The organism is Propioniciclava sp. (assembly GCF_047602245.1).
Taxonomy (GTDB): Bacteria; Actinomycetota; Actinomycetes; order Propionibacteriales; family Propionibacteriaceae; genus Propioniciclava.
Map to the genome: position 1 here is coordinate 1415459 of NZ_JASGHT010000001.1, position 17220 is coordinate 1432678.

At 67.9% G+C, this 17220-nt stretch carries 15 protein-coding genes and 2 riboswitches; of the genes, 4 read left to right on the forward strand and 11 right to left on the reverse strand.

Annotated elements, in window-relative coordinates; translation table 11 throughout:
• Positions 1-70: 70 nt before the first annotated feature.
• From QM708_RS06860 to QM708_RS06870, 3 genes are read left to right on the forward strand one after another with little or no spacing between them, the layout of a single operon-like run.
• Positions 71-853 carry an ABC transporter permease gene (locus QM708_RS06860; RefSeq protein ID WP_415105851.1) on the forward strand — a complete coding sequence of 261 codons (783 nt, stop codon included), beginning with the start codon at positions 71-73 and terminating at the stop codon, positions 851-853.
• Positions 846-1685 (forward strand): ABC transporter permease, encoded by an 840-nt coding sequence (locus QM708_RS06865; protein WP_415105854.1) that lies wholly within the window; start codon positions 846-848, stop codon positions 1683-1685. The genes QM708_RS06860 and QM708_RS06865 overlap by 8 nt, the downstream gene beginning before the upstream one ends.
• A 2-nt stretch (positions 1686-1687) precedes the next feature.
• On the forward strand, positions 1688-2656 hold the full coding sequence (locus QM708_RS06870) for an ABC transporter ATP-binding protein (RefSeq protein ID WP_415105857.1): 969 nt from the start codon (positions 1688-1690) through the stop codon (positions 2654-2656).
• A 313-nt stretch (positions 2657-2969) separates the two neighbouring features.
• On the opposite strand, the gene QM708_RS06875 is transcribed toward QM708_RS06870, so the two are convergent.
• The 11 genes from QM708_RS06875 to QM708_RS06925 form a co-directional block, all read right to left on the reverse strand.
• Positions 2970-3968 (reverse strand): sugar phosphate isomerase/epimerase family protein, encoded by a 999-nt coding sequence (locus QM708_RS06875; protein WP_415105860.1) that lies wholly within the window; start codon positions 3966-3968, stop codon positions 2970-2972.
• Positions 3969-4115: 147 nt separating this feature from the next.
• A complete protein-coding gene (locus QM708_RS06880) occupies positions 4116-5102 on the reverse strand; it encodes a LacI family DNA-binding transcriptional regulator (RefSeq protein WP_415105863.1) in 987 nt (328 codons plus the stop codon).
• Between the two features lie 542 nt (positions 5103-5644).
• On the reverse strand, positions 5645-6313 hold the full coding sequence (locus QM708_RS06885; RefSeq protein WP_415105865.1) for an ABC transporter ATP-binding protein: 669 nt from the start codon (positions 6311-6313) through the stop codon (positions 5645-5647).
• The gene (locus QM708_RS06890; protein ID WP_415105867.1) at positions 6297-7217 is read right to left on the reverse strand and encodes an oligopeptide/dipeptide ABC transporter ATP-binding protein; all 921 of its coding nucleotides are present in this window, start codon (positions 7215-7217) and stop codon (positions 6297-6299) included. Before QM708_RS06890 ends, QM708_RS06885 begins: the two co-directional genes overlap by 17 nt.
• Complete coding sequence (locus QM708_RS06895) at positions 7210-8055, reverse strand: ABC transporter permease (protein ID WP_415105869.1); 846 nt, start codon at positions 8053-8055, stop codon at positions 7210-7212. The genes QM708_RS06890 and QM708_RS06895 overlap by 8 nt, the downstream gene beginning before the upstream one ends.
• Positions 8015-9034, reverse strand: a complete 1020-nt coding sequence (locus QM708_RS06900) for an ABC transporter permease (protein ID WP_415105871.1) — start codon at positions 9032-9034, stop codon at positions 8015-8017. Before QM708_RS06900 ends, QM708_RS06895 begins: the two co-directional genes overlap by 41 nt.
• A gap of 268 nt (positions 9035-9302) precedes the next feature.
• Complete coding sequence (locus QM708_RS06905) at positions 9303-10967, reverse strand: ABC transporter substrate-binding protein (protein WP_415105873.1); 1665 nt, start codon at positions 10965-10967, stop codon at positions 9303-9305.
• Between the two features lie 133 nt (positions 10968-11100).
• A riboswitch (cobalamin riboswitch) is annotated at positions 11101-11294 on the reverse strand.
• A gap of 55 nt (positions 11295-11349) precedes the next feature.
• Complete coding sequence (locus QM708_RS06910) at positions 11350-12210, reverse strand: AAA family ATPase (RefSeq protein ID WP_415105875.1); 861 nt, start codon at positions 12208-12210, stop codon at positions 11350-11352.
• Positions 12207-13043 (reverse strand): radical SAM protein, encoded by an 837-nt coding sequence (locus QM708_RS06915; protein WP_415105877.1) that lies wholly within the window; start codon positions 13041-13043, stop codon positions 12207-12209. The genes QM708_RS06910 and QM708_RS06915 overlap by 4 nt, the downstream gene beginning before the upstream one ends.
• Complete coding sequence (locus tag QM708_RS06920) at positions 13040-14290, reverse strand: nitrogenase component 1 (RefSeq protein WP_415105879.1); 1251 nt, start codon at positions 14288-14290, stop codon at positions 13040-13042. Before QM708_RS06920 ends, QM708_RS06915 begins: the two co-directional genes overlap by 4 nt.
• Positions 14287-15792, reverse strand: coding sequence for a nitrogenase component 1 (locus QM708_RS06925; protein WP_415105881.1), 1506 nt, complete (start codon positions 15790-15792; stop codon positions 14287-14289). The genes QM708_RS06920 and QM708_RS06925 overlap by 4 nt, the downstream gene beginning before the upstream one ends.
• A gap of 108 nt (positions 15793-15900) precedes the next feature.
• A riboswitch (cobalamin riboswitch) is annotated at positions 15901-16069 on the reverse strand.
• 138 nt (positions 16070-16207) lie between these two features.
• Between QM708_RS06925 and QM708_RS06930 the strand changes: the two genes are divergently transcribed.
• Positions 16208-17197, forward strand: coding sequence for a siderophore-interacting protein (locus QM708_RS06930; RefSeq protein ID WP_415105883.1), 990 nt, complete (start codon positions 16208-16210; stop codon positions 17195-17197).
• Positions 17198-17220 lie beyond the last annotated feature (23 nt).

Consider the following 17220-nt stretch of genomic DNA (forward strand, 5'->3'; position numbering starts at 1 on the left):
CCCCGCCTCATTCCCGATCGGGGCTCACCAGGCATCCACACGAAACTCCTGCCCGGATAAGCTGTCGCCGGTGCGCGCGTACTGGGAGCTGGCCAAGGGCGGCTACCGCCGCTACGCCCGCTACCGCACCGCCATCGCCGCGGCGCTGGTCGCCAACGGGGCGTTCGGGTTCATCCGCGCCTCGCTGCTGATGACCACGATCACCACCGCCGGAACCGCGGTCGGCGGCTACGACCTGCAGCAGGCGTCCACCTACGTGTGGCTAGGCCAGGGACTGCTCGGCGCAATCCCGCTGTGGGGCATGACCGACATCGCCGCGCGGGTGAAGTCCGGCGACATCGCCATGGACTTCCTGCGTCCGGTCAGCGCACTCGGCCAGTGGTGGGCGGCCGACCTGGGCCGTGCGGCGTCCCAATTGCTGCCCCGGCTGGTGCCGATGCTGGCCGTCGGCGCCCTGACCACCGGCCTCGCGCTGCCGAACCACCCGCTGCCCTACCTGCTGTTCCCGGTCGCGCTCGTGTTGGGGGTCAGCCTGGGGTTCCTGGCCTGGACGCTGGTGAACCTGCTCGCGCTGTGGGTGGTGGAGATCCGCGGCTACACGAACCTGTTCATGATCGTGATGAACCTGCTCACCGGGCTGCTCGTGCCGGTGTCGTGGTTTCCCGATTGGCTACGGGCGATCGCGGACGCCAGCCCGTTCCCGTCGATGTTCCAGACGCCGATCGACGTGCTGATGGGCGTGGCCGGCGTCCGCGAGGTCGGCATTCAGGCGGCCTGGCTGATCGTGCTCATCGCGGCAGCCCAGCTGATGCTGCACCGCGGCACCCGGAAGCTGGTGATCCAGGGTGGCTGAGTCGCGTACGACGGACGCCGAGATGCGCCCGGTGAGCTGGTGGTTCATGGTGCGGACGATGGTCGGCGCCCGCCTGCGCGCCCAGGCGAGCTACCGGTCGAGCTTCGCCGCCGACCTGGTCAGCCAACTCATCCTGGCCGCCACCGAGTTCGTCGAGATCTACGTGCTGCTGCACAACGCGCCCGTGTTCGGCGGCATGAACCTCGCGCAGGCGACCGTCGTCTACGGCTTGTCCTGCGCGGCATTCGGGGTGGCCGACATGCTGTTCGGACAGCTCGACAATATGCACTCCTTCATCCGTGAGGGACGCCTGGAGACGCTGCTCGTCCGGCCCACCCCGCTGCTGTTGCAGCTTGTCACCGCCGACGTGCAGTTGCGCCGTCTCGGACGCGCCGGGTTCGGCTTGGCCGCCTATCTGTTCGCTTTGGGGATCTGCGGGGTCGAGTGGACGCCCGCGCTGGTCGCGCTCGCCGTGCTGGCGCCGGTGGGCGGCGTCCTGATCTTCGGGGCATTGTTCCTGGCCTCGGGATGCCTGCATTTCTGGGTGCTGGACGGCCAGCAGGCCGGCAACGCGTTCGTCTACGGCGGACGCTACGTCAGCTCGGTTCCGGCGGGCGCGTTGATGACACCACTACGGGTGCTGTTCACCTTCGTGGTACCGGCGACCCTGGTCGCCTACGCGCCGGCAGCGGTGCTGCTCGGCACGCCGCTACCCGCGTTCATGTCGCCGGTGATGGCCTGGCTCGGCATTCCGGTCGGGATCGTGCTGTGGGCCGTGGTGCTGTTGATCTGGCGCGCCGGCGTCCGCCGCTACACGGGAGCAGGAGGGTGAGCATGATCATCGAGGCCGACCAGTTGGTGCGGGAGTATGTCGCCTACGACGGCAGTGGGCTACGCCGGACGCGGCGGATCGTGCGCGCCGTCGACGGGCTCACCCTGCGCGTCGAGCGGGGCGAGGCGGTCGGCTACATCGGTGCCAACGGGTCGGGGAAGTCGACGACGATCAAGATGATCGCCGGAATCCTGACCCCCACCTCAGGCCGGGTGCGGACGTGCGGACTACGTCCGGTGCCCGACCGGCGGGCGCTGGCCCGGAAGATCGGCGTCGTGTTCGGGCAGCGTTCCGCCTTGTGGTGGGACTTGCCGTTGGCCGAATCGTTCCCGATCCTGGCGGCCATGCACCGGATTCCCGGTGCCGAATGGCGGCGGCGGTTCGACCTGCTCGTCGACGAACTGGAGTTGGCAGCCTTCCTGCAGCGGCCCGTCCGCAACCTGTCGTTGGGCCAGCGGATGCGCGGCGAGGTGGCCGCTGCGCTGCTGCATTCGCCGGCGCTGGCGGTGCTCGATGAGCCGACCATCGGGCTCGACATGATCAGCAAAGAGAACCTGCGCCGCTTCCTGATCCGCGAACGCGCCGAGCGCGGCACCACGCTGCTGCTCACCACCCACGACATGGGCGATGTGCAGCGCCTGTGCGACCGCATGGTCGTCATCGATTCCGGACGCGTCGCCTTCGACGGCACCGAATCCGAGTTGGCCGCCGCCACGGACGCCGAACGCATCCTCATCGTCGACCTCGCCACCCCGGTCGACGTCGCGTCGCTCCGGCTGCCCGACCATGCTCGGGTCGGCGCAGTTGAGGGAGACGGCACCCAATTGTCGATCGCGTTCGCGCCGCGCTACCTGTCGGCCGCGCATGTGCTGGCCGCGGTGCAGGGCCAAGCTGAGGTGATCGAGCTCTCCCTCGCCGAACCCGCCATTGAGGATCTGGTGCGCCGCATCTACACCCGCGGCGGACGCTGACCTCGCGGCTCCGCCGAGGGTGGCATCGCGCTGCTCGACCGCGCCACGCCTACACCAGCGCCGACGCCGACGCCGACGCTATGCACCCCGCCGAAGTGAAAAATCGTGCTGCTCAACGGCGCCACCTCGCCGAAAAACACAGTGGGACTGCGTATTTGGGCGGGCCGCGCGGAATGAGCAGCACATTTTGCCCACACTGGAGCCCGCATGAATGCGGCCGGCCCGCGGAGGATCCGCGAACCGGCCGCTCGCTGAGCCGAGGACGGCAGGCTCATTGCCGACCTCGGCACGTCTTCTCAGATGATCGCCCTGGTCAGAGGGCCTTTTCGGCGTCCAGCAGGTTGGCGGCGGCGAACGAGATGCCCTCGAGTTGGCCGAACGAGGCGTCCTCGTGTTCGACGTTGATGTTCATCTCGGGATCGATCTCGGCGATGGCGCGCAGGAACTCGGTCCACCACGGCACGTCGTGGCCGTTGCCGATCGCGACGAAGCGCCAGGCGGCATCCTCGGGCCACGAGGAGCAGTAGTGCTCCATGCCGGTGGGCGTCCGCTTCGCCGGATCGTCCGGAACCGGGCCGAAGCTCGAATCGAGGACGCCGCGGGTCGCGACACCGGGGAAGATCTTGGCGTCCTTGGCGTGCACGTGCACGATGTGGCGGCCGAGGGCCTTGATCGAGGCGACGATGTCCATGCCCTGCCACATCAGGTGGGAGGGGTCCATGTTGACGCCGACATTCTTGGCGTCGATCCGGTCGGCGAACTCCAGGAAGTTCTGCGGGGTGAACACCACGTTGTGCGGGTGCAGTTCGAGGGCGAGCTTGACGCCGGCGTCCTGGGCGCGCAGGTCCATCTCGCGCCAGAACGGGTCGAGCACGCTGTGCTGGTAGGCGAGGATCTCCAGATCGACGCCGTTCCACGGGTTGACCACCCAGGACGGGTACTTGGCGTCGGGATCAGAGCCGGGGGTGCCGGACATGCAGACGATCTCCCCCACACCCAACTTGCCGGCCAACTCGATCGCGCGGCGCAGGTCGTAGGCGTGCCGCGGGCCGACATCGGGCAGCGGGCTCAGCGGGTTGCCGGACGTGTTGAGCCCAGCCAGGCGCATCCCCTTGCTCGCGAAGACACCCAGGTAGTCCTCGCGAGCCGACTGGGAACTGATCAGCAGGTCGACCGGGGCGTGCGGCGACGGGATGAAACCACCCACGTTGACCTCGGCACCGGTGAGACCCGCACCCTTGAGGATGTCCAGCGCCTCATCGAGCTGGTAGTTGTGCAGGCACGCGGTGTACGCACCCAGATTCATGGACATAACAAGAAGCCTTTCCGGTTTCGTTCGTTGACGACGGAACGCGGCGCCCGACTACTAACGCGCGTTCGTTGCGCCGTGGTTCAAGCCTGGCAGCCCTCCGTGAGGCTGTCAACGATTTGTCAGAACATTAGGGGAGCTTGGTGCGGATCAGGACGAGCTACGCACGGTGAGCGTGGGTGTCACGACGACCTCGCGGCCGGGAGCCTCCAGTCCCTCGCCGCGCTCGCGCAGCATGCCGAGCGCCGCCGAGGCGAGCGCATCGGCGTCCTGGCGGACCGAGGTCAGGTTGTATTCGGGACGCGCGGCCATGTGCGTGTCATCGAAGCTGACGATGGCGACATCACGCCCCGGCACGAGACCCAAGCCCTGGACGGCGGTCGTCACATCGGTGGCCAAGAGGTCGTTGTGGGCGATGATCGCCAGCGGTTCGTCCCGGTTGCGGGGGTCATGGGCGTCGATGACGGGCTGGATCAGGCCGCCGGGCGGGATGGCCTCGTGCGCGAAGGGCAGGCCGGCCCAGGCCGATTCCAGCGCCTGGCGACGGCGGGCGATCCAGATGTCGTCGGGCGCATGCGGGGAGGACAGGTGCAGGACGCGACGCCACCGGCGCGCGCGAAGATGGTGGGAGACCAGGCGCGCGGCATGATTCTCGTCCATGAACACCGCGTCCACATTCCCGCCCGGACTAGCGATGCCGATCACCGCGAGCGGGAGCCGGGCGGACATCGCGACCAGATCCGCCGCGGGCGAAACCGGCGAGGCCACCACGACGCCGGCCACCCGGAGCTCGTGCAGCTTGCGCATCACCGTGACTTCGCGCGCGGGTTCGTCGAGCGAGGTGACGAACAACGGCAGCAGGTCGGCCTCGACACCCCATCGCTGCACCTGCGCGACCAGTGCCTCGAAGAACGGATTGCGCAGGTTCGGCAAGACCACCCCCAGCGTGGCGTCGAACCGTCCGGCCAGGGACGCCGCACTGAGATTGCGCACATACCCGAGTTCGTCGGCGACCCGCAGGATGCGCTCACGGGTCGCGGACCCGACACCGGGGGAAGAGGACAAAGCGAGAGAAACCGCGCCGCGCGACACGCCCGCGACCCGGGCGACATCGGATTGGGTGGGACGACGGACCACGGCGGCTCCTCCCTGACACCGAGGAAATGAGGGCCCAGCAGGGTGCGCCCACGGAGGGAGTCTAGCCATCTCCTCCCCGCACGAGGAGCGCCCTGCGGACCACCGAAACCATCGGCCCGTTCCGCATCTCACCCCGCATGACGGGCGCGCTCGAACCACCCTCCGGGACGGCGAGGAGGTTCGGCGACCGCCCCATCCGCTGCACGGACTGATCTTGACCGGACAAATAGGTCGGAGACTCGGCGCTAACGCGCGCGACCAGATGGAGGCGACAAATCACTGCACTCGAAATCGACGGGCCTCAAAAAACATCAGTGGGACTGATCTTGGGAGCTTCGGTCTCAGATCGAGCGCAGTGATTTACTGCCGCCGTGCGGCTAAGCCTGCTCGGCAGCGGTACGCGCGAGGTACTTCTCGGCGCTGGCCCGGTACAGCTCGGTCGTCTCCTCGAACGAATTCAGCGGGCACGGGGCGCACGTGCGCACCTCGGGCGTGAGGTAGCGGTAGCAGCAGGACCTCCCAGGCCGGCCAGTCGTCCCCGGTCATCGGGCCTCCTCGGTGAACACGCCGTCGTCGACGCGGTAGATGCGGTCGCACATCAGCTCGCACAGCGCGCGGCTGTGCGAGATCAGCACGTACGAGGTGCCGTGGCGTTCCTGGTAGCCGCGCAGCATGTCCATGATCTGCGCCTGGGTGATCAGGTCGAGCATGCTGGTCGGCTCGTCGAGCACCACCACGTCCGGCCGGATGGTCAGGATGCGGGCCAGGGCGGCCCGCTGCAGTTCGCCGCCGCTGAGCTGGTCGGGATGGCGGTAGAGGTGTTCCTCGCGGAGCCCGTACGGTTCCAGGTCGGCGACCAGCCGCTCGTAGGAGTAGGGCGGGGCGTGCAGCTTGTACGGCTCGACCATGCTCCGCAGCAGGATCAGCGCCGGGTTGAAGGCGGTCTCGGCATGCTGGAACAGGATCTGGATGTTGCGGCGCACCTCGCCGCGGAACGGCATCGACACCTCGCGCCCGTCATAAAGAATGCGTCCCGCGCTCGGCTTGAGCAGCCCGGCGATCATCAGCCCCAGCGTGGACTTGCCGCTGCCCGAATCCCCGTAGAGCCCGACGGTCTCGCCGCGGTTCAGCGTGACATCGGCCTCGCTCACCGCGAGCCGGCCGCGCGAACCGGGATACGCCTTGGTGAGTCGTTCAGTGGCCAGGAGCATATTTCCAGCACCTCACCTTCCGGCCCTCGACGTCGAACGTCGGCGGCGACTCCGCGCACGCCGCGAACCGGTCGCGGCACATCGTCCGATAGGGGCATCCAGCAGATGCCGTGGGCTCCGGATCGGGCCCTGCGTAGACCATGCCGTTCTCGGGCAATGCACGAACCAGGTCGGCGGTGTAGGGGTGCAGCGGACGCGCGCAGACCTCGGCGGTGGGGCCGTATTCGATCTGGCGTCCGGCGTACATCACGCAGATGTGCCGGCTGACCCGTTCGGCGAAGGTGAGGTCGTGGGTGACGCACACGACGGTTTCGTCCGCCAACTGGCCGAAGGCGTCCTCGACCAGGGCGACCCGCCGCGGGTCGAGGCCCTTGGTGGGTTCGTCGGCCAGCACGATCCGGGCGCCGGCCGCGATGCCCATCGCGACCATGGCGCGCTGGCGCATGCCGCCGCTGAAGGTGTGCGGGTAGGCATGCGCGAGTTCGCCGGCGGGCACCAGGTGGAACCGGCGCAGCAGCCCGATGCTGGCCGCGATCGCCGCCGCCTTGCTGGCGCCGCGGTGTTCGATCAGCGGCTCCCCCACCTGGAATCCGACGGTGAGCAGGGGGTTCAGGCTGCCGCCACCGCCTTGGGGCACGTAGGAGATCAGGCCGCCGCGCACCTGGCGCATCCGCCGCGGATCGGCGCACAACAGGTCCTCGCCGTCGAGCAGGACCTGCCCGCTGGCGCGGGCGCTGGGCGGCAGCAGCCGCAGGATGGCCAGCAGCAGCACGCTCTTGCCGCTGCCGGTCTCGCCCAGGATGGCCAGCTTGTCGCCGTCCGGGATGGTCAACGTGACGTCGTCGACGGCCAGCACGCCGCCTCCGGAGCTGAACTCGACGGACACTGAGATCAGGTCAAGCATGGATCCCCGCATCGGTCCGCTGCGTGCCGTAGTAGCCCACCAGCATGAATCCGAGCACCGCCACCGAGATGCACACGATCGGCGGCAGGTACCACCAGTAGTAGCCGCGCACGACGCCGTTCTGGAAGAAGGCGTAGTGCAGCATGGTTCCCCAGCTCTTCTCGCCGCCGTCGCCCAGGCCGAGGAAGCTCAGCCCGGCCTCGGTGACCATCGCGGACGACACGGCGAGCGCGGCCCGGGTGAGCACGATGTCGCTGATGTTGGGCAGCAGGTGCTTGGCCATGATCACCGGCGACGCGACGCCCATCGACTTCTCTACCTTCACGAACGGCAGCTCGCACAGTTGCAGGACGCGGGAGCGCAGGATGCGCAGCGTGGCCGGCCAGCCGGTGACGCTGATCGCGATGATGATGCTCCACTTGCCGGGGTTGAGGTAGGCGACCAGCAGCACGGTCAGCGCGAGGCTGGGCAGCGCCATGGTCACGTTGGTCAACGCGGTGACCAGCGTGTCGACCACGCCCCGGTAGTAGCCGGCGAGCAGGGCCAGCGAGGACGCCACCACGGTTACGGTGACCGCCGCGAACACCCCGATCAGCAGCGACACCCGGGTGCCGAAGATGAGTTCGCTGAAGATGTCCTGGCCGACGTCGTTGGTGCCCAGCAGATGCTCGCGCGACGGCTTCTGCATCGGCAGGCCCATCACCGTCGGGTCGTGCGGGGCCAGCAGCGGCGCGAACGCGGCCACCAGCAGGAAGAACCCGACCACGCCGAGGCCCCACCGCATCGCACGGTTGGGCCTAAACACCGACCGCGGTCGCATCGTCACGGCGATACTCACCCACATCCTCCTTGATCCGGGGATCGATCAGCGCGATCGCGATGTCACCGATCAGGTTGCCGACCACGATGCACACCGCGGTGACCAGGAAGCACAACTGGGCGGTCGGGAAGTCACGGTTGTTGACCGCGGTGAAGAACAGATTGCCCATGCCTTTCCAACCGAAGATCACCTCCAGGATCAGCGACCCCATCACCAGGTGACCGAACTGCATGCTCAGGCTCGTGATGAACGGCAGCATCGCGTTCTTCACCACGTGCCGGGCCAGCACCCGGCGTCCGGACAGCCCTTTCGAATAGGCGGTGACGACGTATTCCTCGTTGCGCACCTGCGAGACGGCGCTCTTCATCAGCAGGCAGTTTCCGGCCGTCCGGAACAGCACCATCAGCGTCAACGGCAGGGTGGCGTGCCAGGCGATGTCGACGATCCGCGCGACGCCTTCCAGACCACCGGAGGTCATCCCGTTCACCGGGAACCAGCGCAGCCGGAACGCGAACACGACCAGCACCAGAATGCCGAGACCGTTGGACGGGATCGTGTTGAGGAAGAGCATGAACGGCGTGACGATCCGGTCCAGGCGTCCGCCCGGTTTCCAGCCGACCAGGACGCCGAGCCAGCCGCCGAGCAGCGTGCCGAGAATGAAGGTGGGAATGCTGAGCACCAGCGTCCAGCCGATGCGGTTCATCACATTGTCGAGGACGGGCTGGTTGTTGGAGTACGCCAGGCCGAAATCGAGGGTCGCGATGCTGTGCAGGTAGCTGAGGTACTGCTGCCCCAAGGAGTCGTTCAGCCCGTACCGCGCGGCGATCATCTCCAATTCGGCGGGCGAATCCTCCAGCATTTGGTAATAGCGGTCCATGCCGACCAGGTGCATCAACGGGTCGCCGGGCATGAACCGCACCATCAGGAAGCTGATGGTGACGATCACCCAGACGGTGGCGATCGCGACCGCCACGCTGGTCAGGATCTTTCTCGTCATGCTCCTCATATCCGGACGCCGCGGGCGCGGCCCGCACGTCCCACTCATCGGCCCGGCGAGACCGGACACCGCCGCACCACAGCGGCCCCCTCACCCGGGTGCACCGGTGCTGCCTCGCTCCCGCGCGAGAGCGAGGCAGCACCGCGCCCCACACGGACGGCCTGACTGCGGTCCCCTTCCCGTTCCCGCGCGGAAAGGGGACCGGCCGTCCAGGGGCGTCACGCGCGCTCCCCGCCCCACGCGAGCGGGGAACGCGGCCCCACCAGATCTACTTCTTGGTGATCTGGTAGAAGGTCTCGGCGTGGATCGCGCCGATCGAGGGGTAGTTCTTGAACCCCTGCAGGCGGTCGGTGCGGTACGGGAAGAAGGACTGCTCCCACCCGGCCGCGAACCCGATCATCTGCTTGTCCATCTGCTGTTGGAGTTCGCGGACGGCGGCGGCGTACTGGTCGTCGTTCACGGCCTTCATCAGCTTCAGGTAGGCGGCGTCCAGATCATCGTTCTGGTACGAATCGCCCCAGGCGCGGGCGCCGCTGCCGACCAGGGAGCGGTTCAGGAAGTACCAGATCGGGGTCTGGTAGGTGGCGACGCCGGTGGTGGTGTAGCCGATGAACATGTCGTAGTCGTTGGCCTTGATCATCGCCATATTGGCCTCGTCGCTGGCCAGCGACTCCTGGTCGAGGTAGGCGTCCACACCCACGTCGCGCAAGCTGGAGGCGATCACGTCGCCGATGCGGTTGAGCACCATCTGCTTCTTCTGCGCGTACTGCGAGGTGACCTTGTAGCGCAGCTTGCTGCCGTCGGGCATCTCGCGCAGGCCGTCGCCGTCGACGTCGGCGAACCCGGCGGCGTCCAGCATCTTCTTGGCCTCGTCGACATCCTGGGTCATCTTCGGGATCGAGTCGTCGAAGCCGATGGCGGGCGGCGCGATGACGCCGCGGCTGGGGATCTGGCCGTACTCACCGTTGATCACCTGGGCGAGCAGGCTCCAGTTGAGGGCGCGGACGGTGGCCTCGCGGAACTCCTTGACCTGGTTGGCGCCGCGCGCCATGCCGAAGGTGACCTGGTTCATGCCGATGTAGTCGCTTTGGCCCAGGTCGACCTTGTCGTTGCCCTTGACGATCTCGAGCATCGTGTTCGGCACCGGGGTGGCGTAGTCGTACATGACGTCGATCTCGCCGTTGGCCAGCGCCATCAAGACGGCGTCCTGGGTCGAGTACGACTTCATCGTGATGGCGTCGACGGTCAGGTCGCCGAGGTAGTTGTTCTGCGGCACGGCCTCGAACTTGAGCACGCCGGCGTCCTTGTCTTCACCGACCAGCTTGTAGGGGCCGCAGCCGATGACGCGGTCCTCACCGGTGTAGCCGGAGTAGTCGGTGACGTTCTGCCAGATGTGCTTGGGCATCACGAACACGGTCAGGGTGGAGACGCGGACGAAATAGTAGGCGTCCGGTTCGCTGAAGATCAGCGAAATCGAATCCGGGCCGTTGACCTTGATCTCGGTCAGGTGCGCCAGCGCCTTCGACTTCATCACGTCGCGGCGGTATTCGAAGGTGAAGACCAGATCCTCAGCGGTGACCGGCTTTCCGTCGTGCCACACCGCGGTGGTGGGGAACGTCATGTCGAGCTGGCGGGCGTCCGGGGAGACGGTGAAGCTCTTCAGGAAGTACGGCTTGATCTGGAAATTCTGGTCGGGGTAGAAGAGGTTCGCGTACGTGATCGAGTTGTAGTTGAATTTTCCGAGGGCGCCGTCCTGGCTGACGATGCTGTTGGTGCTCGGCTGGGAGAAGGTGCCGACCATCAGGTTCTCGACCTTCTGGCCGACGACCTGGCCGGGTGCGGTGGCACTGGGGGCGGCACTACAGGCCGCGAAGCTGACCAGCGCGACGAGTGCGACGATCGCGCCGAACACTCTCGACATTCGTTGTCTCATGGGAAATCCTCCGTTTCGGGTGGAGAAAGTCCCCGTCGGTGAACCGGCGGCGATCGCGAGTAGTCGCCGGCTTCCGAGAAACCGTGGCAGCGCCCTGTTGGCGCTGTCGCGCAGTCCCGCCTCACACCGGGGGGCCTTGCTCCGGCGCTCAGGCAGGTCTTCTGACTCGAAGCGGCCTACTTGCTTCGCCTTCTCGGTTTCCCAATGGCTCTGCCCGGTGACGGGCAGCCGAAGCGTTCGTTCTTCTCACAGCAGCGGGGACTGTCGCAGAATCGCACTGCGTTCCCTTGGAGGCACTCGCGTGCCACCTGTGCGCCTTTTCAGTTGTGCGCCGGTGACAACCGACATCTACTACAGACCGTAGTGAACGCGGGTTCGGCTGTCAACGAGAACTGCGCCGCGCGAGCTTGCGCACCTCGCGCACACCGACGGACGCCCGGCGCCCGGTCGCGCTGGTCCAGCCGGGCTCCTCCTCGCCCGGATCGGGCTGGGAGACCGGCGAGGTGAGCAGCAGGTCGGCCAGCGCGCGGTAGGCGTCCGCCTGGGCGCTGTCGCCGAACGCCTCGATCACCGTCGTGGCCAGCGCCTCGGCCTGCTGCACGACCGGGTCGCGCTCCAGGGTGAACACGATCGGGACGCCGACCTCGGCGGTCGCCTTGCGGGCGATCTCCTCCTCATCGGCGATGCCCTTCTTGTTCAGGATCACCCCGCCCAGTTCGGCGTAGCCGCGCCCGCTGTAGGAGCGGACGGCCTCGACGATGTTGCCCATCGCGTACAGCGACATCATCTCGCCGGAGGTGACGATGTAGACCTGATCGGCGAAGCCGCGGCGCAGCGGCATCGAGAACCCGCCGCACACCACGTCGCCGAGCACGTCGTACATGATCATGTCGGGCTTGAACACCTGGTGGGCGTGCAATTCCTCGAGCTTCTCGAACGCGCTGACGATGCCGCGTCCGGCACAGCCCGTGCCCGGCTTGGGGCCGCCGGACTCGACGCAGATCACGCCGAGGCTGCCGCGGACGGTGATGTCGTCCAGGGTCACCCCCTCGCGCTGCTCGCGCAGCACGCTGAGCACCGAGCGAATCCGCTGCCCGCCGGTCAGGCCGAGCGTCGAGTCGGCCTTCGGGTCGCAGCCGATCTGCATCACCGACTTGCCCTGGCTGGCCAGCGCGGCCGCGACGTTCGAGACCGTCGTCGACTTGCCGATGCCGCCCTTGCCGTAGATCGCGATCTTCTTCACGCCGCGCCGCACATCCCCGCGGCGTCGGCGAGCTTGCCGACGGCGTCCGCGCGGCACTGGCCGCAGTTCTGCAGCAGATTCATGTGCCGTCCGGCGATGATCTTCGCGAAGGCGACCTGCGGGACGGTGGGCGCGGGCAGGTCTTTCAGCTTGCCCTGGGGGATCAGCGGCATCACGTTCATGATGTAGGCGCCGCGTTCTTCGGCGAAGCAGGCGATGTCGTTGATCTCGTCCTGGTTGATGCCGGGCAGCAGCACCGTGTTCACCTTGACGATCATCCCCGCCTCGACCGCGGCGGTGAGGCCGTCCTGCTGGCGTTGCAGGAAGTAGCGGTGGATCTCGGTCTCGGTGGCGCCGCGGATCAGGCGCGGAGGCAGCCGGTAGATGCGCCGGGACGTCTCCACGCTGAGCGCGTTCATGGTGACCGTCACCGTGGAGACGTTCAGCGCGGCGAGCTCGTCCACCTTGTCGAGCAGCAGCAGGCCGTTGGTGCTGATGCACTTGGTCAGCCGCGGGTGATGGTCGTCCAGCAGGCGCAGCGTCTCGAAGGTGGGCTGGTTGAACAGCGGCTCGCCGGGGCCGGCGATGCCCGCGACGGTGAGTGCGTTCTCGGGGGTGTCGTTCTTGGTGATGAAGTCCATCGCCTCGGCCGGGGTCATCACCCGGCGGGTCACACCAGGGCGGCTCTGGTTCACGCAGTGGAACCGCCGGTCGCAGTAGTTGCAGCTGATATTGCATCGCGGTGCCACCGGCAGGTGGATGCGCCCGCACTCGTGATGACCCGAGGTGCCGAAGCAGGGGTGCTCGTCGATATTGACCTGGATCCTCGTCATGAGGCGACCTCCAACCGGGTGCGCTGATAGAGCCGGGTGCGCCGGTCGCGGGCGGCGCCGACGGCGTTGAGCATGTCTTCGATCAGGGCGAGCGCCCCGGACGCCCCGACATAGGGGGTGTCGGCGAGCGCGAGCCGGTCGAAGACCGGGTAGTGGTAGGGCACCAGCGGGACGCCGATCCGGTCGGCGATCTCGCCCTCGAAGGAGCTGCCGAAGACCAGCGCCGCCTCGCCGCGCTCGGCCTGTTCCATCATCCGCTCGCGGGCGTGCGGGCCGTCGAACAGCCCGATCTGGACGACCTCCATGCCGACCTCCTCTTCGAGGAACCGGGTCAGCCCGCGGGCGCGGGCGCCCTGGCCGAAGACGGCGCAGGGGCGTCCGTACAGCGACTTCAGGTAGTGGAAGACGGTGGCGATCCTGGTCAGCGTCTGCTGCTGGATTTCGCGCTTGTGGTCGGTGTAGTCGACGCCGAGATGCTCCTCCAGGAGGGTGAGGAAGCGCACGGCGCCCTCGACACCGTAGGGGTAGTCGGTCTCGACCCAATCGACGCCGAAGCGTTCCTTGAGCGCGCGGGCCAGCGCGTGGCCGCGGCCGAGGACGACGGTCAGGCCGGCGTCCGGCAAACCCGCAATCTCGTCGACCGTGCACCGGCCGGGCACGCAGTTGAGCGCGACCTGGCCGCCGAGCATGCGCCGGAACTCGGCGAGGTCCTGGTCGAACTTGTAGTCGTCCTGGTTGAAGCCGAGCAGGTTGATGCTGGGGACGCGGTCGCCCGCCTGCTCACCCCAGGCGTCCAGATCTTCGCCCCAGGCGTCCGGCTCGTCGTCGGGCAGCAGGTCGGCGAGCGCGGCGAGGGCGTCCTCATAGCCCTGTTCGAACGGGCCCTTGAAGCCGGCGCCGTCGATCGCGAGGATCGGCACGGGCGCGTCGTAGGAGTCGATCAGCGCCTGCACGTCGTCGCCGATGATCGCCGGCACGCAGCCGGTGACGATGGTGACCATCGCCGGGTCGTACAACTCCATCACGTGGTCGAGGGCGGCGCGCAGCGAATCCTCACCGCCGAACACGACATCGGACTCGCTGACCACCGTGCACGCCTGGTTGGTGGTGCTCATGTCGCGGGTGAGGTGGAAGCCGAGCATGCCGAAGTGGCAGCCGACCACCGAATGGATCAGCACCACATTGCCCTCGATGCCGCCGAGCGCCTCGCACGCGCCGAACAGCCGGCACCCCTGGTTCGTCTTCACCGGACCGCCTCCCTGCGTCGCAGCGACATCCGCGACCACATCTGTTTGGACGCCGTCATGTCGCGGTCGTCCAGCAGGAACGGGATCTCGGCGTCGTAGCTGAGCTTGTTGAGCAGCAGATGCGGGCGCGGTTTCGCCTCGCGGAGTTTGTCGCGGACGCGGATCACGCTGCGCACATAGGACGGGTAGGTCAGCGAGATGTCCTCGTGGCGGGGGTGGACGAGCGGGATGCCGAGCTTCTCCCAGGCGGCGTCGTCGCTGCCGACCACCGCGTGGGTCGCGCGGCGCAGCGCGTCGACCTCGGCGCCGGTCGGGTTGAGCAGCAGGCGGGCGTCCGGGGCATGCTCGCGCAGCATCTCGTGCACCCGCTCGGTCAAGCTGGCGAGCAGGTCGTCGGTGATGCCCATGTCGGCGCGGCGGGTGTCGCTCAGGTCGACGACGCAGGCGGCGATCGACAGGCCGTAGTCCTGGGCGTAGCGGCGGACCAGTCCGGGCAGCAACGCCAGCGAGCGGGTGGCGATCACGACCTGGAAGGTGCCGAGCTCGGCGAGGGCGTCGCGGGTGGCGTCCGTGGCGGCGGCCTCTTCGGTGGCGATCACCGCGTTCATGTCCTGCTCGGCGCCCAGCAGTTCGCCGATGTCGCGGTAGAAGGTGCTGATCCCGGCCAGGCCCTCGTAGCGTCCGCTGTTGGTGATCTGCAGGAACGGGGTGCCGAAGCGCTGCTTCATCGCGCGCGCCCACTTCACCCGGCGGACGATGTTGAGCGCGCCCTGCGGCATCCGGACGATCGCGTCGTGGTCGGTGCTGGGGAAGAACGCGTTGACGGTGATGCCCGCCCGGTTGAGGGTGGCCTCGACCTCGGGGATGAGCAGGAACCCGAAGTCGCCCCAGGCGATGGTCTCGATGTTGACCGTCCTGGGGATCGGTTCGGCCGGCTCCATCACCTGGTCGACGACCGTGGTGAGCGCCTCGGTGAACCCGCAGCCCTTCGTGTCGAACGGCACGCCCTTGCCCTGGCCGAACTTCTGCTTGGCCGTCTCGGCCAGCCGCTTGTTGCCCGCCTCGCGGTCGGGGTGCGAGAACGCCTCGGACTCGATCGCGATCGCGTTGATGCCGTCGGCGCGGGCGCGCCGGGCGACCGCCTCCAGGTCGTCGGCGACCACATCGCTGATCGGGGACGGGATGATCACGATCAGCTTCGGCCGGTAGCGATGCCAGGTGTCGACGACGGTGTCGTAGAGCTGGTGGGCGCCACCGTGGACGATGTCGTCCTCGCCGATCTCGGAGGAGATCAGCTGGAAGTAGGGGTAATGCCGGCGGCGGGCCGAGAACCGGTAGTGGTAGCCGCAGCCCTGCGGGGCGTGCAGCACGCCGATCACGTCCTCCATCTCGCCGAGGGCGAAGACGCTGCCGGCGATCTTGCCGTTCACCCCGAAGGCGTGCAGCAGGCCGGTCGGGTACAAGGAGGTGCGCATCTCCTCGAAATAGATCGGCTTCTTCACGGGCCCAGTCCTGTCGTTCATCGGTGAACGGACCGCCGCTGGGGTGACGTGGAGCCGGCGCGACGAGGCGTCACGTCGGAGGGTCTCTTCCATCGCCCGTAGAAGCAGTACCGTCTACGCGCACCAGACAAGTATTCCGACTCCGGGATCGTCGCGGCCGAGCGCCTTCTCGGTGCTCACGCACCAATGGCATCGTGCTCGGTCGCTCCCCCGTCACGGCAGCGGGACTGTGCAGGAATCACACCTGGCTTCCAGTATCTGGTGCGCTCTTCAGTTGTGGATGCCCTAGCCAGCGGGCTGACCGGACACCCCTTCAGGGTATTCCTCGGCGCGCCCGTCCGTGCGGTTTTCATCGAACCCGCCGTCCGGGCCACACGAGTTAGGATTACCTAAGTTTGTCGAAAGGTGGGGCTTGATGGCGAAGCGTGGCTTCCAGGGGGCGGTGATGCGCAGCTTCGGCGCGCGCGACCACCAGGCGACGGTGGTGGGCACCGAGTTGCTGGCTCCGAACTTCATCCGGGTGCGGATGACCTCGCCCACCCTGTTCGACGAGGCGATCGCCGCGCCGACGGCGTGGCTGCGGTTCTGGTTCCCCGATCCCGACGGCGGCGACATCGAGTACCAGCGCGCCTACACCTTGTCCGAGGCCGATCCCGACACCGGCGCCTTCGCCTGCGACTTCGTGCTGCACACCCCGGCCGGGCCGGCGTCCGCCTGGGCGACGTCGGTCGGTCCGGGCGCGACCGTGCCGGTGATGACGCTCGGGTCGTCGAAGTTCGAACTGCCCGACGATCTGCCCGCCGGCTATCTGCTGATCGGGGATTCGGCCTCCATTCCCGGGATCACCGGCATCCTGACCACGATCCCCGCCGAGGTGCCGATCGAGCTGTACCTCGAAGAGCACGATCCCTCCGATCACCTCATTCCCCTGCCGGGTCATCCCCGGCTGCGCACACACTGGGTGCCGCGCCGCGACGCCGAGTCGCTGGCGGCGTCCCTCGAAGCGCGAGACTGGTCGGACTGGAAGGCCTGGGTCGCCTGCGAGTCGGCCTCGCTGAAGGCGGTGCGCACCCGGCTGCGCGACGAGTTCGGATTCCCGAAATCGGAGATCTACGCCCAGGCCTACTGGATCCAGGGCCGCTCGATGGGCAAGAACCGCGGCAACCAGACGCAAGAGAACACCACCTCCCACACCACCTCCGTGGCGACAATTCGCCACGAGAACGTGCCGGACGCCGCGGCGTCCGCGCCGGCAGCGCGCATCGGCGGGAACATCCCCACCGGCACGCCGGCCGAGCCGGCTCGACCACTGACATCGAAACCTCGCCGCCCGGCAACGACCTCGCTGCTGCCGGCAGCGCCACCCGCCGGGGAACCTGGCGTGCGCAGGCGGGCGGACGGCTGATCGCGCCGCTGAAGAGGACGCTG